The 22,139-nt window shown below is 70.4% G+C and carries 23 protein-coding genes; 16 read left to right on the top strand and 7 right to left on the bottom strand.

Annotated features, from left to right (window positions below):
• Positions 1-133 precede the first annotated feature (133 nt).
• The 3 genes from ACFWP5_RS44815 to ACFWP5_RS44805 all read left to right on the top strand — a co-directional run bounded on the left by ACFWP5_RS44815 (position 134) and on the right by ACFWP5_RS44805 (position 2,217).
• Positions 134-277 carry a DUF397 domain-containing protein gene (locus ACFWP5_RS44815; RefSeq protein WP_384170715.1) on the top strand — a complete coding sequence of 48 codons (144 nt, stop codon included), beginning with the start codon at positions 134-136 and terminating at the stop codon, positions 275-277.
• Positions 278-562: 285 nt separating this feature from the next.
• The gene (locus ACFWP5_RS44810) at positions 563-1,603 is read left to right on the top strand and encodes a hypothetical protein (protein WP_384170713.1); all 1,041 of its coding nucleotides are present in this window, start codon (positions 563-565) and stop codon (positions 1,601-1,603) included.
• A 35-nt stretch (positions 1,604-1,638) separates the two neighbouring features.
• Positions 1,639-2,217 carry a Uma2 family endonuclease gene (locus tag ACFWP5_RS44805; RefSeq protein ID WP_384170711.1) on the top strand — a complete coding sequence of 193 codons (579 nt, stop codon included), beginning with the start codon at positions 1,639-1,641 and terminating at the stop codon, positions 2,215-2,217.
• Here ACFWP5_RS44805 and ACFWP5_RS44800 read toward each other — a convergent pair whose 3' ends face one another.
• Positions 2,218-2,937, bottom strand: a complete 720-nt coding sequence (locus tag ACFWP5_RS44800) for a TSUP family transporter (protein WP_384170709.1) — start codon at positions 2,935-2,937, stop codon at positions 2,218-2,220.
• Positions 2,938-3,085: 148 nt separating this feature from the next.
• Here ACFWP5_RS44800 and ACFWP5_RS44795 point away from each other — a divergent pair, with 148 nt between their 5' ends.
• Positions 3,086-3,277 (top strand): hypothetical protein, encoded by a 192-nt coding sequence (locus ACFWP5_RS44795; RefSeq protein WP_365301806.1) that lies wholly within the window; start codon positions 3,086-3,088, stop codon positions 3,275-3,277.
• A 105-nt stretch (positions 3,278-3,382) separates the two neighbouring features.
• Positions 3,383-3,883 (top strand): SgcJ/EcaC family oxidoreductase, encoded by a 501-nt coding sequence (locus ACFWP5_RS44790; protein WP_384170707.1) that lies wholly within the window; start codon positions 3,383-3,385, stop codon positions 3,881-3,883.
• Here the strand turns inward: ACFWP5_RS44790 and ACFWP5_RS44785 are convergent.
• Positions 3,849-5,150 carry an ATP-binding protein gene (locus ACFWP5_RS44785; RefSeq protein ID WP_384170705.1) on the bottom strand — a complete coding sequence of 434 codons (1,302 nt, stop codon included), beginning with the start codon at positions 5,148-5,150 and terminating at the stop codon, positions 3,849-3,851. The two genes, ACFWP5_RS44790 and ACFWP5_RS44785, sit on opposite strands and share 35 nt — an antisense overlap.
• Entirely contained in the window at positions 5,147-5,869 is a 723-nt protein-coding gene (locus ACFWP5_RS44780) for a response regulator transcription factor (RefSeq protein WP_384170703.1), read from the bottom strand. Before ACFWP5_RS44780 ends, ACFWP5_RS44785 begins: the two co-directional genes overlap by 4 nt.
• 187 nt (positions 5,870-6,056) lie before the next feature.
• Here ACFWP5_RS44780 and ACFWP5_RS44775 point away from each other — a divergent pair, with 187 nt between their 5' ends.
• The 4 genes from ACFWP5_RS44775 (at position 6,057) to ACFWP5_RS44760 (ending at position 10,814) form a co-directional block, all read left to right on the top strand.
• Entirely contained in the window at positions 6,057-7,328 is a 1,272-nt protein-coding gene (locus ACFWP5_RS44775) for an aspartate kinase (RefSeq protein WP_384170701.1), read from the top strand.
• Entirely contained in the window at positions 7,328-8,395 is a 1,068-nt protein-coding gene (locus ACFWP5_RS44770; protein ID WP_384170699.1) for an aspartate-semialdehyde dehydrogenase, read from the top strand. Before ACFWP5_RS44775 ends, ACFWP5_RS44770 begins: the two co-directional genes overlap by 1 nt.
• Before the next feature lie 524 nt (positions 8,396-8,919).
• Positions 8,920-9,495 carry a SigE family RNA polymerase sigma factor gene (locus tag ACFWP5_RS44765; protein WP_019063113.1) on the top strand — a complete coding sequence of 192 codons (576 nt, stop codon included), beginning with the start codon at positions 8,920-8,922 and terminating at the stop codon, positions 9,493-9,495.
• Positions 9,492-10,814: a hypothetical protein gene (locus ACFWP5_RS44760; RefSeq protein ID WP_384170697.1), complete on the top strand. Its 1,323-nt coding sequence runs from the start codon at positions 9,492-9,494 to the stop codon at positions 10,812-10,814. The genes ACFWP5_RS44765 and ACFWP5_RS44760 overlap by 4 nt, the downstream gene beginning before the upstream one ends.
• Positions 10,815-10,862: 48 nt before the next feature.
• Here the strand turns inward: ACFWP5_RS44760 and ACFWP5_RS44755 are convergent, their stop codons facing one another.
• Positions 10,863-11,669 (bottom strand): SURF1 family protein, encoded by an 807-nt coding sequence (locus ACFWP5_RS44755; RefSeq protein ID WP_384170695.1) that lies wholly within the window; start codon positions 11,667-11,669, stop codon positions 10,863-10,865.
• A gap of 159 nt (positions 11,670-11,828) precedes the next feature.
• On the opposite strand from ACFWP5_RS44755, the gene ACFWP5_RS44750 reads away from it, so the two are divergent.
• Entirely contained in the window at positions 11,829-13,628 is a 1,800-nt protein-coding gene (locus ACFWP5_RS44750) for a prolyl oligopeptidase family serine peptidase (protein WP_384170693.1), read from the top strand.
• Between the two features lie 279 nt (positions 13,629-13,907).
• Here the strand turns inward: ACFWP5_RS44750 and ACFWP5_RS44745 are convergent, their stop codons facing one another.
• A complete protein-coding gene (locus ACFWP5_RS44745) occupies positions 13,908-15,809 on the bottom strand; it encodes an NAD-binding protein (RefSeq protein ID WP_384170691.1) in 1,902 nt (633 codons plus the stop codon).
• A 183-nt stretch (positions 15,810-15,992) separates the two neighbouring features.
• On the opposite strand from ACFWP5_RS44745, the gene ACFWP5_RS44740 reads away from it, so the two are divergent.
• Together ACFWP5_RS44740 and ACFWP5_RS44735 are read left to right on the top strand one after the other, a co-directional pair.
• A complete protein-coding gene (locus ACFWP5_RS44740; protein WP_384170689.1) occupies positions 15,993-17,117 on the top strand; it encodes a permease in 1,125 nt (374 codons plus the stop codon).
• The gene (locus ACFWP5_RS44735; RefSeq protein ID WP_384170687.1) at positions 17,114-17,911 is read left to right on the top strand and encodes a TIGR03943 family putative permease subunit; all 798 of its coding nucleotides are present in this window, start codon (positions 17,114-17,116) and stop codon (positions 17,909-17,911) included. The genes ACFWP5_RS44740 and ACFWP5_RS44735 overlap by 4 nt, the downstream gene beginning before the upstream one ends.
• Before the next feature lie 41 nt (positions 17,912-17,952).
• Here the strand turns inward: ACFWP5_RS44735 and ACFWP5_RS44730 are convergent, their stop codons facing one another.
• Positions 17,953-18,390, bottom strand: a complete 438-nt coding sequence (locus ACFWP5_RS44730) for a DUF5994 family protein (RefSeq protein WP_384170685.1) — start codon at positions 18,388-18,390, stop codon at positions 17,953-17,955.
• A gap of 288 nt (positions 18,391-18,678) precedes the next feature.
• Here ACFWP5_RS44730 and ACFWP5_RS44725 point away from each other — a divergent pair, with 288 nt between their 5' ends.
• The 4 genes from ACFWP5_RS44725 (at position 18,679) to ACFWP5_RS44710 (ending at position 20,815) form a co-directional block, all read left to right on the top strand.
• Entirely contained in the window at positions 18,679-19,392 is a 714-nt protein-coding gene (locus tag ACFWP5_RS44725) for a hypothetical protein (RefSeq protein ID WP_384170683.1), read from the top strand.
• Between the two features lie 135 nt (positions 19,393-19,527).
• A complete protein-coding gene (locus ACFWP5_RS44720) occupies positions 19,528-19,911 on the top strand; it encodes a MerR family transcriptional regulator (protein ID WP_384170681.1) in 384 nt (127 codons plus the stop codon).
• Positions 19,912-20,113: 202 nt separating this feature from the next.
• Positions 20,114-20,317: a cold-shock protein gene (locus ACFWP5_RS44715; RefSeq protein ID WP_019063123.1), complete on the top strand. Its 204-nt coding sequence runs from the start codon at positions 20,114-20,116 to the stop codon at positions 20,315-20,317.
• Between the two features lie 159 nt (positions 20,318-20,476).
• A complete protein-coding gene (locus tag ACFWP5_RS44710) occupies positions 20,477-20,815 on the top strand; it encodes an SCO5918 family protein (protein WP_384170678.1) in 339 nt (112 codons plus the stop codon).
• A 90-nt stretch (positions 20,816-20,905) separates the two neighbouring features.
• Here the strand turns inward: ACFWP5_RS44710 and ACFWP5_RS44705 are convergent, their stop codons facing one another.
• Positions 20,906-21,964: a PucR family transcriptional regulator gene (locus ACFWP5_RS44705; RefSeq protein WP_384170676.1), complete on the bottom strand. Its 1,059-nt coding sequence runs from the start codon at positions 21,962-21,964 to the stop codon at positions 20,906-20,908.
• Between the last annotated feature and the right edge of the window lie 175 nt (positions 21,965-22,139).

Here is a 22,139-nt window from a genome sequence, read left to right as displayed (position 1 = left end):
ACCGGGTTTTCCGACCTCGCGGGTTGGGGCCCGCGCCGGGCCCCGCCCGCGGGCCCCCCCCCCGGTTACGTGGCCCACTGGGCCGCCTTGCGAAACACTTCCGCGCCTCACCCCTCTGGCGCCGAGTGTCCCCGTGCACCGCCCAACTTCGAAGACCCCGCAAACCCGCATCCGCATCCGCGACTCAAAGAACCCCACGGGCCCCGAACTCCACATCGCCGCCCCCACCTGGACGATGTTCCTTTCCGGGGTTTGCGCAGCTCAGCCCGGAGCTTGAGCCTCGGGCTTCGAGCTCTTTTCTTGGGTTCTGGGCTGGGTAAAAACAACCCAACCAACCAAGCCTGTACGTGAGTTGAGGGGGGTTTAACCCGAACGGGTGACATTCCATGATCGGCTTGCGCCGCAAGGTAAAGCCACTCTAGGTTCGCGGCAAACAAGCAAATAGATCGGCCCCGGTAGGTGTTGGTAGCACCAGATCCGGGGCCTAGACCTACGAATCGAATGAGGCTCGATCGTGGCTTACGCCCAGCCTAGCCCTGCCCTGCCGTCCCCGTCGCACCCCATGGCCAATACGGGCTACGGAAAACGCGCCACGGGTGACGAAGCCCCGTACGCCGACCCGGACTTCGCACATCTGCTCCCGCGAGACGCCGAGATCGCCGTCTTCATCGACCACCTCGACGACGGCCATGCCATGGGCCACAAGGTGATCGCGGCCGAGCATCCCCGCTACGGCCAGCAGGCCTGCCGTACGTCTCTCAAGAGCCTCACCGAGGCCGGCCACCTGCGCTGGATCAAGGAACACATCACCGTCGAGGACAACTCGATGCGGTGGGTGACGCGGACGTACTGGTCGCGTACGCCCAGGTCGGCGCAGTGGTGGGCGGAGTTCGCGCGTGAGCGCCACGGCAGGGACGTCACGCATGACTACCAGCCGGGCCTGGCGAGGACGGAAGACCCGACCCTGACCCCTGCGCCGGAGAACGAGAGCGACAGGACACCGGAGACGGACCCGACCCCCGAGCCCAGCGCCGCGTATCGCGCACTCGCCCAACTCCGCGCCACAGCCCCCCGCATGTCGCTCTCCGAAGCCGAGTGCCGAGCCCTCGAACCCCTCGCCGCCGAGTGGCTGACACGAGGCGCCACCCCGGCCGACATGGCCCGCGCGCTGACCGACGGACTGCCACCCACCGTCACGAACCCGGGCGGACTCGCCCGCACCCGATTGGAGACGAAGATGCCCCCGAAGAAGAACGACACCGCCGAGACCCGCCCCCTCCGCGCCCGTGTGACCCGCGTGCTCATGGCCTGCGCCACCTGCGACGCCGACGAGCGGACGGCGAAGATCGTCAACGGCGTGTGCGAGGAATGCCGCGCGGAGCCGGAGATGAGCGAGGAGGAGATCAAGAAGGGCTTCGAGGAGATCGCCTACCTGGGAACCACTACGGCCCGCTTCCTGAAGCAGAAGCTGGAACGCCGTACCGGCGGACCCGTGCCCGACACGTTCCGCCCCGTGCCGATCGAGGACCGCGTCCACTACCACTACCGCGACAACCGCGACCGCATCGCGAACGGCCTCCCGCCGAGGCGGTGGAAGCCGTGACGGTCGGGAAGCGGCACGGAGGAGAGGGCGACGCCATGACCCCCAGGACCGAGCGGCAGCCCCAGATGTCCGTCGAGGAATTCGAGCAGGTGGAACGCCATGCCCCCGAGACCGTGTGGCTGGAGTTCATCAATGGGAAGGTCCAGGTCAAGCCCGCGCCGGACGGCAACCACACCGAGATCTACATGTGGCTACTGGAGCGGTGCATGCAACTGCGTCCCGACCTTCGGCTCTATCCGGAGCGGGGCCTCAAGACTGAGGCTTACCGCAAGGGACGCGCTCGCGCGGACGCGATCCTGATGCCCAAGGGCGGCCTCAAGGGACATGGCGAGTGGTCGGAGGCCGACGGAGTGTTGATGGCCGTGGAGGTCACGTCGTACGACTCCGACACGAATCAGCGCGACCGGGTCGAGAAGCCCGACGGGTACGCGGCCGCAGGCATTCCCGTCCACCTCCTCATCGACCGTGACGACTGCTCGGTCATCGTGTTCAACCAGCCCGAGGACGGCCGCTACCGCCACCAGGAGAAGCTCCCCTTCGGCGCGACTCTCAAGATCCCGGACCCCGTGAACATCACCTTGGACACCGAGCCCCTCAAGGAGTTCGCCGACTGATCACAACCCCCACACTCCCTTCCCCACCGCCGTGACTCCACCGGCCAACGCCAACGACAACACCAGTACCCGGGCCCGAGGTTCAGGTATCCGCCCCGCGAGCCCCCGCCCGATCACCCCGCCCACCACCATCGCGGCGACGACCGCGACCCACTGCGGTGTACGCAGGCTGGGCACCCCGTTCGCGGCGACCGAGAACGCGTTGACGACGACGCCGTAGAACTGCGCGTTGGGGACGAACTCCCGTACCGTCCAGCCCGCGTTGAGCGCGTACAGGGAGATCGGTGGGCCGCCCACGCCCGCCGCCGCGTTCATGAAACCGCCCGCCGCGCCCGCCGCGACCGCACCCTTCGTGCCGCGCAGGGCCGGGACCCGGGCGCCGCGCATCACCAGCAGGACGGCGGCCGTGACGAGCCCGCCCATCACCAACAACAGGACCGGCGGCGGGAGTTGGCGGGTCATCCATGCGCCCGCCGGTACCGTGCAGACCGCCGCCGCGCACAGGGGGACCATCGCGCGGGCCCGGACCTGTCTCCAGCCGCCCGCCAGGCCCACGACGCTGATCGCGCCGGCGGCGCAGTTGGCGAGGACCACTCCCTGGGACGGGCCGAGCAGGAGGACGAGGGCCGGTACGGCGACCAGGGCGAAGCCCATGCCGGTGAGCCACTGGACGGAGGCGCCGAGCAGGACGATCGCGGCCAGCAGTATGTCCCCCGTCATGGAGCAACATCATTCCCGCCCAGGGTGTAGACCGCTACACCCCCACTTCGGGACCGCACTCCCTCGTCGCGGACCTGCGGAAACGGGATCGTTGAACTCGTCAGCCGGTGAACGAGCCACCGGCCCCGAGATCCCAAGGATGCCCGTCATGAAGAACCTCCTCTCCTCCAAGCCCGTCCTCTGGTTCCTGTTCCTCTTCAACCTGGCCGTCGCCGCGGTCGCACCCTTCGTGGTCGACGGAACGCAGGGCGTGATGACCGCCGTGGGGATGGGTGTCGTATCGCTTGGAGCCGGTGTCAGCCTCGTCCGCGACCGTGGTCAGGCGGCCACGGCGCGTTAATTGGGTCGGCCCTGGCCGGCCCCTGTACGTCCGCTGCACAAGCCCTAACCAGCGGAAAGAGAGTCTGTAGTCATCCCAAAAGGCACCAGTACCACTGGAGTTGAGATGACCCGCAGATCCATCAGCAAGCGCGCAGCCGTTGTCACGGTCACCGCCGCCCTGGCCCTCGGTACCCTCGGCACCGTCGCCGCGACCGCCGGTCCCCAGGGCGACGCCAAGCCCGGCAAGAAGCAGATCGCCGCCCTCTTCGACGGCTGGAACGCCGCGTTGAAGACCGGTGACCCGGACAAGGTCGCGGACCGGTACGCCTCCGACGCCGTGCTGCTGCCCACCGTCTCCAACAAGATCCGAACCGACCGCGCCGAGATCGTCGACTACTTCGACCACTTCCTGCCGAACAGGCCCGTCGGCACGAAGATAGAGACGATCGTCAATGTGCTGGACAGCAACTCCGCGATGGACACCGGCATTTACGAGTTCACGCTCACCGACCCCGACACCGGCGCGAAGCGTGTCGTCGAGGCCCGTTACACCTACGAGTACGAGAAGCGCGGCGGCAAGTGGCTGATCGTCAACCACCACTCCTCGGCGATGCCCGAAGGGTGATCACCACCGACAGCCCGCACCCAGCACCGTTTTCAACCCCGTCCCTGAGAGCCACCGTCCCGCCGTCGTCCGTCACCAACTGCCGTACGACGGCCAGGCCCAGGCCCGAACCGGTGCGTCCGGTGAGGCCCTGGCCGCGCCAGAAGCGGTCGAAGGCGCGGGACTTCTCCGCGCCGGACATACCGGGGCCCTCGTCCGTCACCGTCAACTCGACCTCGTCGCCCCGTGATTCGGACCGTACGGTGATCGTCGCGCCGTCCGGTGACACCTCCAGGGCGTTCGACAGCACGTTGTCCAGGACCTGTTCGAGATGACCGGGACTGGCCAGCACCAGCGGCCGGCCGTCGACGACACTCCCCCTGAGCGCGATGTGGACTCCGCGCTCGTCGGCGGCCGGTCTCCACACCGAGAGGCGTTCGGTCACGATCTCCCGCAGCGGCAGCGGTTCCGCCGCCGTCACCTTCGCCTCGGCCCGCGCCAGCACCAGCAGGCCGTTGACCAGACGGCTCATCCGGACCACCTCCGCCGTCGCCTGTTCCACGTCCTCCCGTACGAACTCGTCGTCCACGCCGTCCGCGATGTTGTCCAGCGACAGCCGCAACGCCGTGAGCGGGGTGCGGAGTTGGTGGGAGGCGTCGGCCACGAAGATGCGCTGCGAGGCGATGAGGGTGTCGAGGCGTTCGGCGCCCTGGTTCAAAGTTTTGGCCAGCGTCTGCGTCTCGTGCGGGCCGGTCACGGGGGAGCGGGCGGTCAGGTCGCCGTCGCTGAACTTGCTCGCCATGTCGTTGAGTTGGCGCAGGGGGCGGGTGAGGCGGCGGGCGACGATCGCGCCCAGTCCGGCCGCCACCGCCAGGACGCCGACCGCGAGGATCGCGCGGAAGCCCCAGATCTGCCACAGGCGCCGGGTCAGGTCGGAGGTCGGGTACGAGATGCGTACGGCGCCGACCGTCCGGCCGTCGCGCTTCGCCGGCTCGGTCACCTCCAATGCCCCGTCGCCCCAGTGCGTCGCGGTCTTCGCGCGTGCTGCGGGCAGCACCTCGGCGGTGCCGGGGGTCTCCTGCGCGTACGCCACCACCATGCGGTCCAGCGCGGCGCGCGAGGCGGCGTCGCCGCTCAGGAGGAGGGCCATGGTCTTCGCCTCGCGCTCCACGGACTGCTCGGTGTCACCGCGCAGTTGGGCGGTCAGCGTGAAGGCGACGGGCACGGTGAACGCGGTCAGCGCCACGGCCACGAGCAGGACGTAGCTGACGATGAGCTGCCGGATCATGAGGGAGACGTTCCCTCGGCCGTTCCCTCGACGCGCGTTCCCTCGGCGGTCGCGGCCGTGATCTCCAGGCGGAAGCCCACGCCCCGTACCGCCTCGATGGTGATCGCGCCCGCCAACTTCCGCCGCAGCGCCGCCACATGGACGTCGAGCGTCTTCGTCGGGCCGAACCAGTTCGCGTCCCAGACGGCTTCCATGATCTGCTCGCGCGACATCAGCGCGCCGGGTTCCTCGGTGAGGAACGACAGCAGGTCGTACTCCTTGGGGGCCAGCGGCACCTCCTCGCCGTCGAGGCGGACGCGGGCGGCCTTGCGGTCGATGGTGAGGCGGGTGCCGTACGCGTCGGGTCCTGCGGCACCGGCGGCCCGGGGCTGTGCGCGGCGCATCACCGCCCTTATGCGCGCGATGACCTCGCGGACCCCGAACGGTTTCGACACGTAGTCGTCCGCGCCCAGCTCCAGGCCGACGACCCGGTCCGTCTCGTCGCTGCGCGCGCTGATCACGATGATCGGGACGTCGCCGCGGGCGCGCAGCGCCTTGCACACGTCGAGGCCGTCGGTGTCGGGCAGGCCGAGGTCGAGGAGGACGACGTCGTACGGGTCCGGGTGGCTCAGTGCCGCGCCGCCCGTGGTGACCCAGTCGACCTCGAAGCCGTAGCGCAGCAGTCCGCGTCGTAGGGACTCGGCCACGGGTTCATCGTCTTCCACCAGAAGTACGCGCACACGGCGCACCTTAATGCTTGAAACTTAATTCACAGGCGTGACCTGTGACGCTCGGCACTTTTCCGGCACGTCTCGAGTGGGCATGCGCTGACCTGGGCGTCCGAATCTCACCATGCGATACCGCGGAAGCGAATTTCGGGCGCTCGTTAAACTGAGCCGACACACCAGGACTGATCGAGGAGCGCACGTGGGCCTTGTCGTGCAGAAGTACGGAGGCTCCTCCGTAGCCGATGCCGAGGGCATCAAGCGCGTCGCCAAGCGAATCGTCGAAGCGAAGAAGAACGGCCACCAAGTGGTCGTCGTCGTTTCCGCGATGGGCGACACGACGGACGAGCTGATCGATCTCGCCGAGCAGGTATCTCCGATGCCTTCGGGGCGAGAGTTCGACATGCTGCTGACCGCCGGAGAGCGGATCTCCATGGCCCTGCTGGCGATGGCGATCAAAAACCTGGGCCACAGCGCCCAGTCGTTCACCGGCAGCCAAGCGGGCGTCATCACCGACTCGGTCCACAACAAAGCGCGGATCATCGACGTCACGCCGGGCCGGATCCGCACCGCCCTCGACGAGGGCAACATCGCCATCGTCGCCGGGTTCCAGGGTGTGAGCCAGGACAAGAAGGACATCACCACGCTGGGGCGGGGTGGCAGTGACACGACGGCCGTCGCCCTTGCCGCCGCGCTCGACGCCGAGGTGTGCGAGATCTACACCGACGTCGACGGTGTGTTCACCGCCGACCCGCGTGTGGTGAAGAAGGCGCAGAAGATCGACTGGATCGCCTTCGAGGACATGCTGGAGCTCGCCGCCTCCGGCTCCAAGGTGCTGCTCCACCGTTGTGTGGAGTACGCCCGCCGATACAACATCCCGATCCATGTGCGGTCCAGTTTCAGCGGACTTCAGGGCACCTGGGTCAGCAGTGAGCCGATTGGGGACCAGCAGGTGGAGCAGGCCATCATCTCCGGTGTCGCGCACGACACCTCCGAGGCCAAGATCACGGTCGTCGGCGTGCCCGACAAGCCGGGCGAGGCCGCGGTGATCTTCCGGACGATCTCCGACGCCGAGGTCAACATCGACATGATCGTGCAGAACGTGTCGGCGGCCTCGACGGGCCTGACCGACATCTCGTTCACCCTCCCCAAGGCGGAGGGCCGCAAGGCCATCGACGCCCTGGAGAAGAACAAGCACGGCATCGGTTTCGAGTCGCTGCGCTACGACGACCAGATCGGCAAGATCTCCCTGGTCGGCGCGGGCATGAAGACGAACCCCGGCGTCACCGCCGACTTCTTCACCGCTCTGTCCGACGCGGGCGTCAACATCGAGCTGATCTCGACCTCCGAGATCCGCATCTCGGTCGTCACCCGCGCCGACGACGTCAACGAGGCCGTCCGCGCCGTGCACACGGCGTTCGGCCTCGACTCCGACAGCGACGAAGCCGTCGTCTACGGAGGCACCGGCCGCTGATGGCCAGCACCGGAGCGACCGTGCGTCCGACGCTCGCCGTGGTCGGCGCGACCGGGGCCGTCGGCACGGTCATGCTCCAGATCCTGTCCCAACACGCGGACATCTGGGGCGAGATCCGCCTGATCGCCTCTCCGCGCTCGGCCGGCCGCAAGCTGGCCGTGCGCGGGGAGCAGGTCGAGGTGGTGGCCCTGACGGAGGAGGCCTTCGACGGGGTCGACGTCGCCATGTTCGACGTCCCCGACGAGGTCTCCGCCCAGTGGGCGCCGATCGCCGCCGCCAAGGGCGTGGTCGTCGTCGACAACTCGGGCGCCTTCCGGATGGACCCGGAGGTGCCCCTGGTGGTGCCCGAGGTCAACCCGCACAAGGTGCGCTGGCGTCCGCGTGGGATCATCGCCAACCCGAACTGCACGACCCTGTCGATGATCGTCGCCGTGGGCGCGCTGCACGCCGAGTTCGGGCTGCGCGAGCTGGTGGTGTCGTCCTACCAGGCGGTGAGCGGGGCGGGGCGGGCCGGGGTCGACACCCTGCGTCAGCAGCTCGCCCTCGTGGCCAATACCGACCTGGGCACCAAGCCCGGTGACGTACGGCGGGCCGTCGGGGACAACACGGGGCCGTTCCCGGAGCCGGTCGCGCTGAACGTCGTACCGTGGGCCGGGTCGCTGCGCGAGGACGGCTGGTCCTCGGAGGAGATGAAGGTGCGGGACGAGTCCCGCAAGATCCTCGGGCTGCCCGCGCTGCCGGTCGCCGTGACCTGCGTGCGCGTCCCGGTGGTCACCACGCACTCCCTGACCGTGCACGCCCGCTTCCAGGGCGAGGTCACCGTCGACGGGGCGCGCGAGATCCTCGCCACGGCCCCGGGTGTCGTCCTCTTCGACAATCCGGCCGCCGGGGAGTTCCCGACGCCGGCCGACGTGGTGGGCACCGACCCGACCTGGGTGGGGCGGCTGCGGCGGGCGCTGGACGATCCGACGGCGCTCGAACTGTTCGTCTGCGGCGACAATCTGCGCAAGGGAGCAGCGCTCAATACCGCGCAGATCGCGGAGCTGGTGGCGCGCGAACTGGCGTGAGCGCAGGCCCCACCCACCCTGCCCGGCCGTAAATTCCCCTGGCCAGTGGCGCCCTGGTTTGTAGGATCAGGGTGCGCGATGTGGCCGGATTAATGGTCCGGACCACTTGAATCCGGCCACCTCCGCATCCGAAGATTTCACTCCCCGCTTCCCGCAACCGCGCGGCGAGCGGGGAGCGTCTTTGCGAACGCCCTTCAGGTGGGCGCGCGGTGATGCGGTAAGGGGCGTGGGGACGCCCTGGACATTTGTGACATAGGGGAAGAGCGGGTAGGCATGAGGGTGTTCGACGCACTGCCGGTTGTGCTGCCTGACACCAGACGGGTGGGTGATGTCACCAGACGGGTGAGTGGTGACACCGGACGGCTGGGTGGACTGTCTGTTTCGTCTGACGTAAATGTGACGGCCGACGCGTACAACCCCCAAGGGGGGAAGCGTGTCCAACTGGCGTGGCTCAGGTACTCGACTTCACTGCGGCACGCGGTACGGCCCTACGGCCTCCGCGTGGATCCCGTGCGCCCGGCGGCATGCCGGTGATCGCGCCGATGCCCGCAGCGCGGCCCGCCCGCATCCCGAACCAGCGCGACGGTGTCGACGACGCCGTCGCGGCCGGAACGACGGTCGACCATCTCACCGAGACCTATCGGGCGCACTACCGCTCGCTGCTCGGCCTGGCCGCACTCCTCCTCGACGACACCGCCTCCTGCGAGGACGTCGTCCAGGAGGCGTTCATCCGGGTCCACTCGGCGCGCAAACGTGTCCGTGACCCCGAGAAGACCCTGGCCTATCTGCGCCAGACGGTCGTCAACCTCTCCCGCTCGGCCCTGCGTCGCCGCATCCTCGGCCTCAAGCTCCTCTCGAAGCCGATGCCGGACATGGCGAGCGCGGAAGAGGGCGCCTACGACCTGCTGGAGCGCGACTCCCTCATCAAGGCCATGAAGGGACTGCAGCGCCGCCAGCGCGAGGTCCTGGTCCTGCGCTACTTCGCGGACATGACGGAGGCGCAGGTCGCCGAGTCGCTCGGCATATCGCTGGGCTCGGTGAAGGCGTACGGCTCGCGCGGGATCGCCGCTCTCCGGATCGCCATGGAGGCAACGGCATGAGCGACAAGGCCGAGGGAAGCGGCTCGCGTGAACGGCGCGAGCCGGACGTCCGGCGCGGCCCGACCTGGGCGCGCAGGGAACAGCCGAACGAAACACATGCTGGGAACGGAACTGTGAACCACGGCCCCGACGAACAGAGCCCCACCGGGCCGAGCCTCGACGGGAACCCTGAGAACCCGGAGAACTCCGAAGGCATCGAGAACTCCGGGGACATCGAGGGACGGCACCCCGTAGGACCCGGAGGACCCGGAGAGCAGGGCACCGACGAACACGGCCCGGACGTCCACGCCCATGACGTCCACGGCAACGACGTACACGTCCCCGAAGGGTTCGACTCCGACGAACTGGCCCTGCGGCGGCTGCTCCACCAGGCCGTCCAGGAGGTCGAGCCGCGCGACGGCACGCTGGACCACCTGCGCAAGGCGGTACCGGCCCGCCGGGCCCGCAAGCGCCAGGCCCTGGTCGGCATGGCGGCCACCGTGCTCTTCTTCGGCACCGCCATCCCGGCCCTCGTGCACGTCTCGAACTCCACCGGTTCCAACGCCGACCCGTCCATCGCGGGCAGCAGCTCACAGGCGCAGGGCGGCACGAGCTCGGGCAAGAACCCGGACGGCGGTTCCAGCACCGCCGGCGGCTCCTCGGGCCAGGCCTCGCAGAACCCGGGCGGCCACAAGAACGACGGCACGGGCAAGACCCCAGGCCGCGGCACCGTGAGCGCGAACCCCTCGGCCAGCGCCGGGACGGCCGCGTCCGTCTGTACGGCCGACCAGCTCGGCTCGTCCAACTCGACGGTGGACGCCGCCGATTCGGCGGGCATCGTCTACGGCACGTTCAGCGTCACCAACACCTCCGGCACGAGCTGTACCGTCGGCGGCGCCGGCACCGTGGGCACCTCCCCGGTGGGTGCGGCCGACGCCAACAAGATCACCGTGGTGCGGCACAGCGCCGGGGACGTGGCGGCCGGCCTGCCCGACCCGTCGACGGAGGCCTCCCAGCTGGTGCTCCAGCCGGGCGCCGCCTATGTGATCAAGTTCGCCTGGGTGCCCTCCGAGACCTGCCCCACCACCGGCACCAGCACCGGCGGCACCACCACCGGCGGTTCGACGCCCAGCCCGACGCCCACGGAGGACGCCGGCACCAGCAGCGGGTCCACGGCCGGCGACACCGGGACGTCCACCCAACTGCTGGAGGACGGCACGCTCGACGGCAGTGTCGTGGTCTCCCACACGGCGGAGGCGGGCTCCCCGACGGTCACGGCCACGGTGTCGAACGCGTGCGCGGGCGCGGTCTACCGGACAGGCCTGCTGGCGGGGTCGTAGGCCGGACTGTCGGTCTGCGAGTCGGCCGGGTCGGGGGACCCGGCGACGTCAGACGGTCGCGTGGGCCGCTTCTTCGTCCTCGTCCTGGGCCTCGTCCTCCGGGACCAGGCCCAGCTCCGCGTCGCGCGCGAACTCCACCTCGCGGCGCAGCAGGCGGAACCACATGAAGACGACGAAGCCCGCGAAGACGAACCACTCGCCGGTGTAGCCGAGGTTCTGGAAGGCCTTCAGGTCGAGGCCGGTGTTCGCGGGCGCGGTCGCCGGTACGGCCTTCATCCCCGAGTCGCCCTTGTCGAGCGTGATCCACGCGTCGTACAGGTGGTACGGGACCAGGTTCACCAGCGAGGCCGCGCTGATCGCGGCGGTCTGGCCGGACGGCAGGCCGCCCTGGGCGCTGACGCCGTTGTCGCCCGGAGTCTCGGATGCTTGCAGCGAGCCGGTGACGGTCACTTCACCGGTCGGCGCGGCCGGTGCCTTCGCGGCGTCGGGCTTGCCCGGGAGCCAGCCGCGGACGACGGGGAGGGCCCTGCCGTCGTCGGTGCGCAGCAGGGTCAGGACGTAGAAGCCGTTCTTCTCGCCCAACTGGCGGTCGGGGACGAGGAGTTGCTTGCCGTAGCGGCCGGTGGCGGTGGTCTGTCGGCCCGAGGTGTTCTGGTCGACCGGGAGCAGTTCGGCCAGCGGGCGGGCGGCCTCCGTGCGGTCCGTCTCGACCTGCCGGGTGGCCTGGTGGCTGCTGTCCACGCGCGCCTGGAACCGGCTCAGCTGCCACGACCCCATGAAGATGCAGAAGGGGATGGCGAGCAGTACGAAGACGTTGATGCCCCACCAGCGCGATGTCAGCAGAAACCGGTACACGCCTTCCACGGTACGGGGCTGCCGTGGGGCCCTTGGCCCGGGGGTCGGCCCGAAGGTTCACCAGGCGTCGGCAATGCTCCGGCCGGGTCTTGGTCGAGGTTATCCACAGGCTGAGGATCCGGTCAGTGCAATGTCGTTGTGGGCGGGCAGTATGGGGCCATGACTGAGAGCAACGGGTCCGAGATCACACCGGACTGGGAGAAGCGCTTCCGGGCGCCCCGAGTGTCCCTGCCCGACTGGGCGGAGGACGCACCCGACCGTTCCCTGTTCGTGTCGAACGCGACAGGGACGTATGAGCTGTACGCCTGGGACCGGGCGACGGGCGAGCAACGCCAGGTCACGGACCGGCCGAACGGCACGACGGACGGTGTGCTCTCCCCGGACGGGGAGTGGATCTGGTGGTTCGACGACAAGGACGGCGACGAGTTCGGCGTGTGGCGCCGCCAGCCCTTCAAGGGCGGCCCGGACGAACCGGCCGTTCCCGGCCTGGAACCGTCCTATCCGGCCGGGGTCGCCCTCGCGCGCGACGGCCGGACGGCGGTCGTGGGCCGCTCCACGGACGAGGACGGTACGACGATCCACCTCGCCCGCACCGGTGACGAGACCACGCTGATCTACCGGCACCGCGAGTCGGCGGGCGTCGGCGACCTCTCGCACGACGGTTCACTGATCGCGATCGAGCACACGGAGCACGGCGACGCGATGCACTCGGCGCTGCGCGTCCTGCGCCCGGACGGCACGGCGGTCGCCGACCTGGACGACACCAAGGGCGGCACCGAGGAGCTGGGCCTTGAGGTGCTCGGCTTCGCACCCGTCGACGGCGACACGCGCCTCCTCATCGGCCATCAGCGGCGCGGCCGTTGGGAGCCCCTGGTGTGGGACGTCGTGAAGGGCGGTGAGACGGACCTGTCCCTGGACCTGCCCGGCGACGTGAGCGCCGAGTGGTACCCGGACGGCTCGGCCCTCCTCATCGCGCACAGCTTCGAGGCCCGCAGCGAGGTGTTCCGCTACGACCTCGCCTCGGGCGCGCTGGTGAAGGTGCCGACGCCGGCCGGTTCGGTCTCGGGCGCCACGGCCCGCCCCGACGGCAGCGTCGAATACCTCTGGTCGTCGGCCGCCGAGCCGTCCGCCGTGCGCTCGACGACGGGCGAGGTCGTCCTGGACCCGCCCGGCCTGAAGTCGCCCGGCTCGCTGCCGGTGGAGGACGTGTGGGTGGAGGGCCCCGGCGGCCGCATCCACGCCCTGGTCCAGAAGCCGGCGGGGGCCACGGGCCCCCTCCCCACGGTCTTCGACATCCACGGCGGCCCGACCTGGCACGACAGCGACTCGTTCTCGGCGGGCCCGGCGGCCTGGGTCGACCACGGATACGCGGTCGTACGGGTCAACTACCGCGGCTCGACCGGGTACGGGCGCGCGTGGACCGACGCCCTGAAGTACCGGGTCGGTCTGATCGAGCTGGAGGACATCGCGGCGGTGCGGGAGTGGGCGATCAGCTCCGGTCTCGCCGACCCCGCCCGCCTCATCCTCACCGGCGGCTCCTGGGGCGGCTACCTCACGCTCCTCGGCATCGGCACCCAGCCCGACGCGTGGACGCTGGGCATCGCGGCGGTCCCGGTCGCCGACTACGTCACGGCGTACCACGACGAGATGGAAGCCCTGAAGGCCATGGACCGCACGCTGCTGGGCGGCACCCCCGACGAGGTCCCGGCCCGCTTCGAGGCGTCCTCCCCGCTGACCTACGTCGACAAGGTCACGGCCCCGGTCTACATCTCGGCCGGCGTCAACGACCCCCGCTGCCCGATCCGCCAGATCGACAACTACGTGAAGCGGCTTGAGTCGCGGGGCGCCGTGCACGAGGTGTACCGGTACGACGCGGGGCACGGGTCACTGGTGGTGGACGAGCGGATCAAGCAGGTCAGGCTCGAACTGGACTTCGCGGAGCGGCATTTGGGGCACTGACCCGCGGGGCTTCTGAACACGGGCCAGCACAATCCAGCGCAGGGCGATCTCTTGGTGCAGGCCGACAAAATCCGGCGCAGGGCGATCTCTTGGTGCAGGCCGACGAAATCCAGCGCAGGGCGGCTTCTTGGTGCAGGTCCGCAAAATCAGCCCGTCCGGCGTTTGAGGACGAGGCCCTTTCGGGGCCGAAGCGGGGGTCTGGGGGCGGCAGCCTCCAGCAACGCCCGCTTCGGCGCCGGCCGGGTACCTGTTCAAGCTCCGGCCCAGCTCAGGGCACCGTCACGCACGATCCCGGGGCCGGCGTCCCAACAACTCCGCCAACCCCCGTCGAGTCGCGGCAAGCACAACCCTGTCCGAGCTCCGCAGGACATACGTGTCGGGGAGGTCCCACACCAACCCCGACCGCCGTACGTCCTCGGAGGCGTCCCGCGTCGCCGTGTCCAGCGCCAGGACCCGCCACGACCCGGCCCGGAACGCCTCGGCGATCGTCTTGCCCTCCAGCTGGGGATGCCCGCCCACGGTCATCGCCGCGAACAGCAGCACCCGCCGCTCGACAGGGATCGCGCCCAGGATCTGCCGCCCCATCATCGCCCCGGCGAACGCGGGCGCGGCCAGATGGGACACGCTCCGGCTCCGGGTGAGGGCGTTCGGGTGGGCGGCGCGCAGGGTCCGGTACACGGCGGTCGCGAAGTCGTCGTCGTACAGGCGGAGCACGACGCGTAGATCCGGCCGCACGGACCGGGCGTACAGCACCGCTTCGAGGTTCGTGGTGTCGGAGCTGGTGACCGCGAGGAGGGCGTGGGCGCGGTGGATCTTGGCGGATTCCAGGACGCCCTCCTGGGTGACGTCACCGAGGATCACCGGCACCCGCAGCCGGCGTGCGACCGCGAGCCCGCGGGCCTCGGGGTCGGCCTCGACGCACACCACGGGGATGTTGAGTTCGCGCAGCCGGGTCAGCACCCGGGTGCCGATCTTGCCGAGCCCGAGCAGCACGACATGCCCGCCGAGCCCGCGAGGCGGCTTGCGCAACGCGGACGCCGTACGGAACGTGCCGAGGGCCTCAAGGACCGCGGCCAGCAGCACCGGCAGCATCAGCAACCCGACGAGACCGGAGAGGAGTTGAAGGATCTGCCGGCCCAGGGACGCCCCGATCGCGGGGTCGTCGATCGCGAACAGGTCGAGCAGCGTCAGATAGAAGGCGGTCAGGGGGTGGATCTTGGTCACCAGCCACAGCGAGACGGCGAGCGCGATCACACACGCCACCATGCCCGCCAGCGACCAGCGCAGTCGCCGCGAGAAGAGCGAGGAGAAGGCAGGGACGACACCGCCCCCGCGCCCGCCGGGCAACTGCGGCCCGGCGTACGACACCTGCTCCAGGACGACGGTCCCGCGCCCGGTGGCCGAGGCGACGGCCGCCGAGTCGGGCAGCAGGCGCGGGCCCTGTTCGCCCATGCCCTCGGAGCCGTCCGCGCCGGCCGGGTCGCTGCTGGTCGCCGAGAGCAGGGCCAGCGTGGCCAGCCCCGGGTCGGCCACCTGACCGGGTCCCGGCGGCGGCCGTTCCACCGCGCGCAGCAGCAGCCCGTCGGTCTGGACGACCTTGCTGGTACCGGCGAGAGCGGTCGCGGCCAGCGCGGGTGCGGCCGTGTCGGCGTCGGAGAGGACGGTCGTGGACGCGTCGAACCCGGTTCCGGTCCCGGTGCCCGTCCCGTCGCCGGTCGCCAACGCGGCGGCCTGGTCGAGGAGTTCCTCGATGTGCTGGCCGAGCCGCCGGTTGTAGAGGCGCAGCACGAGCCGGATACGGGGGTTGAGGCGGCGGGCGGTGAGGGCGGCGCGGATGTTGGTCTCGTCGTCGTCATAGACGAGGGCCAGCGCGGTCGCCCGCTCCACGCCCGCCTCGGCGAACACGGCCTCGGTCAGCTCGGCGACCTCCAACACCCGCTCCCCGCGCGGGGGTTCGGGGGCCACGGGTCCGGCGGTGCTGTTCCCGTTTCCGTTGGCCCGGCCCACCGCCGCGTTGACCCGGTCGAACAGGGCGGCCGAGGCGGCACGCGCGCGGCCGACGACAGGTTGGCGTGCGGTGGCCTCGGAGGGCGGGACGACGAGGGTGATCTGCTCGCCGTAGACACTGCGCAGTTCGGCGGCGAGTCGGTGCGCGAGCGCGTCGTCGCCACACACCACCATGTGCGCACGGGCACCGCCCGGGGGGCTCTGATTCGGAACGCTGCTCGCCACGAGGGGAAAGACTGCCCCAAGGAGGCGGGTGGTTCCAGTATTCCGCTGAACACCGGTGCCCCGACTGCCGTATGCAGAGACAGGGAGCAAAACTCGCGAAACCCCGCGCCGCCTGCCGGAGGTACCTCACCCGTGGCCATCACCACCGAACCAGCCGCGCCGACCACGGAGACGCCGCCGAGCACGGAGACGCCTCGGCAGTCGGCCGTGCCCGCGACACCGGAGACGTCGGCGCCACCGGACCCGCAGGCGAAACCGGATGCGGCGCCCTCGAAGTCGGACGCGCCCGCCAAGGAGCCGAAGGACGGCTGGCAGCTCAACTCGCCGCTCGTGCTGACCATGGTGCTGCTCGTGGTGGTGCTGGCGCAGGGCCCGATCCGTCAGGCCCTGTCCGCGCCGGTGATGCAGAGCTGGATGACGGTGTTCGTGGCCGTGGTCGTGCAGGCGCTGCCCTTCCTGGTGCTGGGCGTGCTGCTGTCGGCCGGGATCGCGGTGTTCGTACCGGCGACGTTCTTCGCCCGCGCGCTGCCGAAGAACCCCGTGCTGGCCGTGCCGATCGCCGGGATGGCGGGCGCGATCCTGCCCGGCTGCGAGTGCGCGTCCGTGCCGGTGGCCGGGGCGCTGGTGCGCCGGGGCGTCACCCCGGCGGCGGCGATCGCGTTCCTGCTCTCCGCCCCGGCGATCAACCCGATCGTGCTGACGGCGACGGCCGTGGCGTTCCCGCGCAACCCCGAGATGGTGCTCGCCCGGTTCGCGGGCAGCCTGCTCGTGGCCTGCGTGATGGGCTGGCTGTGGACGCGCCTCGGCCGCACCGACTGGCTGCGCCTGGCCGCCCACGAACCGCACGAGGGGGAGACCAAGGGGGCCGCGTTCTGGGGCTCGGTCCGGCACGACGTGATGCAGGCGGGTGGATTCCTCGTCCTCGGCGCGATGTCCGCGGCGACGCTCAAGGCGGTGGCACCGGCGAGCTGGCTGCGCACGGCCGCCGACAACCCGGTGGTGGCGATCCTCGCCCTCTCGATCCTCGCCGTCCTGCTGTCGATCTGCTCGGAGGCGGACGCGTTCGTCGCCGCGTCGCTCACCCAGTTCTCGCTCACGGCCAAACTCGCGTTCCTGGTGGTGGGACCCATGATCGACCTGAAGCTGTTCGCCATGCAGGCGGGCACGTTCGGCCGGGGTTTCGCCCTGCGCTTCGCGCCCGCCACCTTCGTCCTCGCCATCGCGGGCGCGGTCGTCACCGGGGCGGTGCTCCTGTGAACCGGCAGGCACAGGCGGCGGTCCTGTTCCTGGTCGGCGCGGCCCTCCTGCACGCGGGCTTCACCAACCTCTACCTGCGCTACGTCAAGGCCGGACTCCAGCCCCTGCTGCTGCTCTCCGGCGTGGTCCTGATCGTGGCCGCGCTGGCGACGGCCTGGTACGAGTGGCGCCGGGCACGGGCGGAGAAGACCCACACCAAGACCGAGGCCCACGACGAGACCGATGGCCACGACGAGCACGGCCACGAGGACGCTCACGCCCACGAGGACGCTCACGGTCACGTGCACCGCGAACCCCGTATCTCCTGGCTCCTGATCCTCCCGCTCTTCGCCCTGATCCTGGTCGCCCCGCCGGCCCTCGGCTCCTACAGCGCGGTACGCACGGGCACCGCCCTCCAGCAGCCCTACGGCCTCCTCAAGCTCCCCGACAGCAACCCGCTCACCCTCGGCCTGGTCGACTACGCGAGCCGCGCGGTCTACGACCACGGGCGGTCCCTCGGCACCCGGCAGTTGAAGGTCACCGGCTTCGTCGCGCTGGACAAGTCCGGTGCGCCGTTCCTCGTCCGCATGGCACTCAACTGCTGTGCGGCGGACGCCCAGCCGGTCAAGATCGCGCTGACCGGCAAGATCCCGCCGGTACTTCAGCCCGACACCTGGCTGGAGATCACCGGCACCTACACCCCCAAGCAGACCAAGGACCCCATCAACAACCGCCCGATCCCCTACTTCCAGGTCACCCAGGCCCGACCGATCCCGACGCCGAAGGACCCGTACGACGAGAGCTGGAACCAGTAACAGCCGGACCAGTAACAGCTGGACCAGTAACCGGCCTGGTCTCAGACGAGGTTGGCGACCGCCGCGGCCATGATCGGCTCGGCGGCCTCCTCGGTCAGCTCCGGCGGTACGACCAGCAGGTCCCAGCGGCCACGGCCCGGCGCGAGCAGCACGACGGTGTTCGGGGCGTGCACGGCGGTGGTCCGGTGCAGCCGTACGACCTGGTTGGCCACGAGCATCCGGCCCGGGGCGGTCGACCAGACCCGCCCGTTCACCATCACGCTGACGATGTGTCCCCAGGTCCGGGGCAGTCCGGCGAGCAGTCGCGGTACCTCGGTGAGCACGTCGTAGGAGTGCGGCCACCAGGCTCCGTCGAGGCGGCGCGGTACGGAGGTGTGGGCGGCGAGGCGCAGCCGGAGGGGAGGGGCGGTCTGCTCCGCGTCGGGCGAGGTGTGGGTGTCCGAGGCGGGCGAACCATGGGTGTCCGTGGGCGCGTTCATGTCGCGGTCCCTGTCCCCGGCCGTCCGTCGTGCGGCGGTCCGGTGCCGTGGTGCACTGGGAACGACGTCGGCGCCAGAGCCGAGGTGCGGAGAACTCCCGGTATCGCTCACCGTACTCCCGCCCCGCGCGGGGCGGTCGGGGCGTGCGGCGTCCCGACCCCCTCCGCGGCCCGCGGGCGTACCGTGAAAGGACCGAGGATTTCTCGTGTGCCGGATCGCACCGGTGCCGTTCTCGGCGAACCACGACGCCGGGGCGGATGTGTCCGCGCCCGGGGCAGGGCTCAGCCCATGACCGTGAATGTGCCCGGTCGGCCGGTGACCGCGGACGCGCCCGCGGCCCTCGACAGACACAGCGGTGCCGTTACGGCGGGCTGGGCGAAGACGTGGTCCACATCCGGCCATGAACGCGGCACGTCCCACCGCGAGCGCGGCCCGTCGCCGTGGGAAGGGGACCGCGTCCGCCCGCTCAGCCGGCGCCAGATCGAGGACCGCTTCCAGGACCTGGGCGTCCTGTACGAGGAGACCTGCGGCGGGACCCGCACGGGCAACCGTTCCCGCACCGCCTTCCTGCGGCGGCTGGCCGGTGACGTCCGGCGCCCCGGGTTCGCCCTGCTGATCGCCGAGAACACGACCCTGACGGCCTGCGCCTACGGCTTCCCCGTACGCGCCGCCGATCCCTGGTGGCAGGGCCACGACACCCGGCTGCCCCGGCTGCTGCACGGCCTCGCGGTCACCGGCGGACTCTTCGCGGTCTCCGGGATCGTCGTCCCGCCCCGCGTGCGCACCCACTACCAGGACCGGGAGTGGAACCTCGCCCGGCGTCTGCAGCGCCGGCTGCTCGACGATCACGCGCCGGCCCTCGGCGTCACCCTGGTGCCCCGCACCGACACCGAGACCCTGTCGGCCTACCGCGCCTGGGGCTGGCAGGACGTCGTACGGGACCCGGATGGCCTTGATCCACGGCTCCCGGGCGCCTGTCGGGTGCTGGTTCTGGGCCCCTGACCGCGTCAACCGGAGTGAGGACATCTGTGCTCGCCACGACAGAGATTCCCCGGGTGCGACTAGAGTTCCCGTACGGGGGAACCAGCTCCCCGGCGGCAGCCCGTCCCCTCCCGGTGGTCCGCAGGAAAGGTGTACATGCCCGCAGAAAGCCAGCAGCCCGCGGCCGACCGGCTCGACGACGACGACTACCCCGCCTACACCATGGGCCGGGCCGCCGAGCTGATCGCCTCCACCCCCGGTTTCCTCCGGTCACTGGGTGAGGCCGGGCTGATCAACCCGAAGCGGTCGGACGGCGGTCACCGCCGCTACTCGCGCCGTCAGCTCCGTACGGCCTCCCGCGCCCGCGAGCTGGTCGACCAGGGGACGCCCATCGAGGCCGCGTGCCGGATCATCAGCCTGGAGGACCGGCTGGAGGAGGCCCTGCGCGTCAACGAGGAGCTGCGTGCCCACGGGGGACGGCTTGCTCACGAGGGGCCGCACGGCTCGTCCCACGGGTCATCCAACGAACAGAAAATCTGATCCGCCCGAATCAGAAATTCACCGTTTCGGGCGGTGCTTTTCCCGCACAATTCCCCCGCCCCGTAAATGGGTTCCGTGCTAGGCTGACTTCAGTTGCAGTTGTGGTTGCCAATTTTGAACCGGTTCTCCGGACAGGTGATCATCACGGCGATGGAGGAGATTCGTAAAGTGCGGATCTCGTGCACTGCCTAGGAGTTAAGACATGGCCACCGGTACCGTGAAGTGGTTCAACGCGGAAAAGGGCTTCGGCTTCATCGAGCAGGACGGCGGCGGCGCTGACGTCTTCGCCCACTACTCGAACATCGCCACCCAGGGCTTCCGCGAGCTGCAGGAAGGTCAGAAGGTGACCTTCGACATCACGCAGGGCCAGAAGGGCCCGCAGGCGGAGAACATCGTTCCCGCCTAAGCACGCGAGACTGCGAAACAGGGGCCCGCACCTTGGGTGCGGGCCTCTTTTCGTATCTGTTCATTTACCCGCCGTTCCCTGGCCGTTCCCCGGCTCCCCGGCTTTCCCCGAGGAGAAATCCTCCCCTCTCCTCCCGCTCGAACCCCTTGGTGAGGCACCATGCGCTGCGTGATCGCCCGTTACCCCTTCGATCTGACGAAGAGCGAGGTGGAGGAGATGCTCAAGGGCATCCGCCCGGAGCAGCCCGTCACCGGTCCCTGCGCCGTCATCAGTCGCAAGCTGTACCCGGTCAAGCAGGTCGGCGAAGTGATCACCAAGCAGGACCGCCGTGACTTCACCGCCTTCGAGGTGACCAGGGCCCTCACCCGGCTCGGCTTCACCTGCCACGAGACGCCGCCCGCGCCCGCCACACCCGCGCCCGCACCGGCCCCCGTCGCGGACACCCCCGTGGACTCCGGCCCGGAATCGACCTCGTACATCGGCACCACCCTGGGCTGACGCCTCCGCCCGCACGTCCCCGCACACCCCGAGCGACCACGCCGCCACAGAACCATCCGGGCGCGAGGTCGCTCTCTGCGTCACAGCTCGTCACAGCTCCTTGTCCGGCCAGTCCAGCAGCCGGGCCCCGATGACCGCCGTCTGCAGCGTGTACCGCTGGCCGGGGTCCGCCGGATTCGCGCCGGTGAGCTGGTGGATGCGTTCCAGCCGGTAGGTCAGCGCGCGCACGCTCAGTGAGAGCCGGCGGGCGGACTCCGCGGCCACACAGCCGCAGTCGAAGTACGTCGACAGGGTGTCCAGCAACGGGCGCGGACCGCCGCGCGCCCTGGTGAGCGGGCCCAGCGCGTCGAGGACCAGATCGGCCATCGCCTGCCGGTCGCGCGTGAGCACCGGGTAGACCAGCAGGTCGGCGGCGCGCAGAAGAGGGCCCTCCAGGTTGAGCCGCTCGGCCAGTTCGAGCGTGTTCAGGGCTTCTTCGTACGACTGGACGATCCCGCCCGCGCCCGGCTGCGGCCTGCCGATCGCCGCGCGGGCGCCCTCCGCGGCGGCGTACGACTGCTTCGCGAAGTGGGCGAGGATGTCGTCCTGGTCGCCGGGCGCGACACACAGCATCCGGCCGGCCTTCGTGGTGAGCAGGATGTTGCGGTCACCGAAACGGCTGATCATCGCGCGCTCCACCTGACGCGGCACCGGCGCGCTCTCGTCGTACGGCGTCGGGCCCTGGACCACGGCGACGGCGTGCGTGTGGGAGAGGCGCAGGCCGAAGCGCTCGGCGCGTTCCGCGAGCCGGCCCAGATCGCTGCGGCCGTAGAGGAGGTCGTCGATGAACTCCCGCCGCGCCGCCTCCTCCTGGCGTACGGCGAGTCGCTGCGCGCGTTCGTAGCCCTCGGCGAAGGCGTCGACGACCTGCTGCACCGCGGCAAGTGTGCAGTCGGCGGAACCGGGGGTCTGTGGCCAGGCGGCGCGGGTGGCGGCGAGATGGGCATTGACCAGGGCGCGGAGTTCGTGGCCGGCCTCGGCCGCCTGCTCGCCCAGGGCGCGGCGGGCCTCCAACTCGGCCCGGGTCAGGCGGCGTCCGGTGCCGGCGACCTCCGCCAGGAGCCGCGCATACCCCGCCAGATACTGCTCAGGTATCTCGCGCTCCGGCAACTCCGCCCCCTGTTTCCTTGACGCCCTGGTGACGCTTTCTTAGCGCGTCACCGGCATCAAGACCCTAATGAACACTGCCGGGTTCCGGCAATGCGCGGGCGCGCACCCCGCGTGCACCATGGCGCCAGGGGAGCACGCGGAAGGTTCCGGTGCCGGACACCGGCAGGTGTCCGGC

Source organism: Streptomyces sp. NPDC058469 (assembly GCF_042721125.1).
GTDB lineage: Bacteria > Actinomycetota > Actinomycetes > Streptomycetales > Streptomycetaceae > Streptomyces.
The sequence above is the reverse complement of the archived record's forward strand: the minus strand, read 5'-3'. Positions and strand labels throughout refer to the sequence as shown.

Excerpts from the sequence above, each read along its gene's own strand:
- ACFWP5_RS44725 (WP_384170683.1), top strand. The coding sequence starts at position 18,679 with ATGACCGTGAATGTGCCCGGTCGGCCGGTGACCGCGGACGCGCCCGCG.
- ACFWP5_RS44720 (WP_384170681.1), top strand. The coding sequence starts at position 19,528 with ATGCCCGCAGAAAGCCAGCAGCCCGCGGCCGACCGGCTCGACGACGAC.
- ACFWP5_RS44790 (WP_384170707.1), top strand. The coding sequence starts at position 3,383 with ATGACCCGCAGATCCATCAGCAAGCGCGCAGCCGTTGTCACGGTCACC.
- ACFWP5_RS44810 (WP_384170713.1), top strand. The coding sequence starts at position 563 with ATGGCCAATACGGGCTACGGAAAACGCGCCACGGGTGACGAAGCCCCG.
- ACFWP5_RS44770 (WP_384170699.1), top strand. The coding sequence starts at position 7,328 with ATGGCCAGCACCGGAGCGACCGTGCGTCCGACGCTCGCCGTGGTCGGC.
- ACFWP5_RS44805 (WP_384170711.1), top strand. The coding sequence starts at position 1,639 with ATGACCCCCAGGACCGAGCGGCAGCCCCAGATGTCCGTCGAGGAATTC.
- ACFWP5_RS44785 (WP_384170705.1), bottom strand. The coding sequence starts at position 5,150 with ATGATCCGGCAGCTCATCGTCAGCTACGTCCTGCTCGTGGCCGTGGCG.
- ACFWP5_RS44730 (WP_384170685.1), bottom strand. The coding sequence starts at position 18,390 with ATGAACGCGCCCACGGACACCCATGGTTCGCCCGCCTCGGACACCCAC.
- ACFWP5_RS44750 (WP_384170693.1), top strand. The coding sequence starts at position 11,829 with ATGACTGAGAGCAACGGGTCCGAGATCACACCGGACTGGGAGAAGCGC.
- ACFWP5_RS44760 (WP_384170697.1), top strand. The coding sequence starts at position 9,492 with ATGAGCGACAAGGCCGAGGGAAGCGGCTCGCGTGAACGGCGCGAGCCG.
- ACFWP5_RS44765 (WP_019063113.1), top strand. The coding sequence starts at position 8,920 with ATGCCGGTGATCGCGCCGATGCCCGCAGCGCGGCCCGCCCGCATCCCG.
- ACFWP5_RS44795 (WP_365301806.1), top strand. The coding sequence starts at position 3,086 with ATGAAGAACCTCCTCTCCTCCAAGCCCGTCCTCTGGTTCCTGTTCCTC.
- ACFWP5_RS44745 (WP_384170691.1), bottom strand. The coding sequence starts at position 15,809 with ATGGTGGTGTGTGGCGACGACGCGCTCGCGCACCGACTCGCCGCCGAA.
- ACFWP5_RS44715 (WP_019063123.1), top strand. The coding sequence starts at position 20,114 with ATGGCCACCGGTACCGTGAAGTGGTTCAACGCGGAAAAGGGCTTCGGC.
- ACFWP5_RS44800 (WP_384170709.1), bottom strand. The coding sequence starts at position 2,937 with ATGACGGGGGACATACTGCTGGCCGCGATCGTCCTGCTCGGCGCCTCC.
- ACFWP5_RS44710 (WP_384170678.1), top strand. The coding sequence starts at position 20,477 with ATGCGCTGCGTGATCGCCCGTTACCCCTTCGATCTGACGAAGAGCGAG.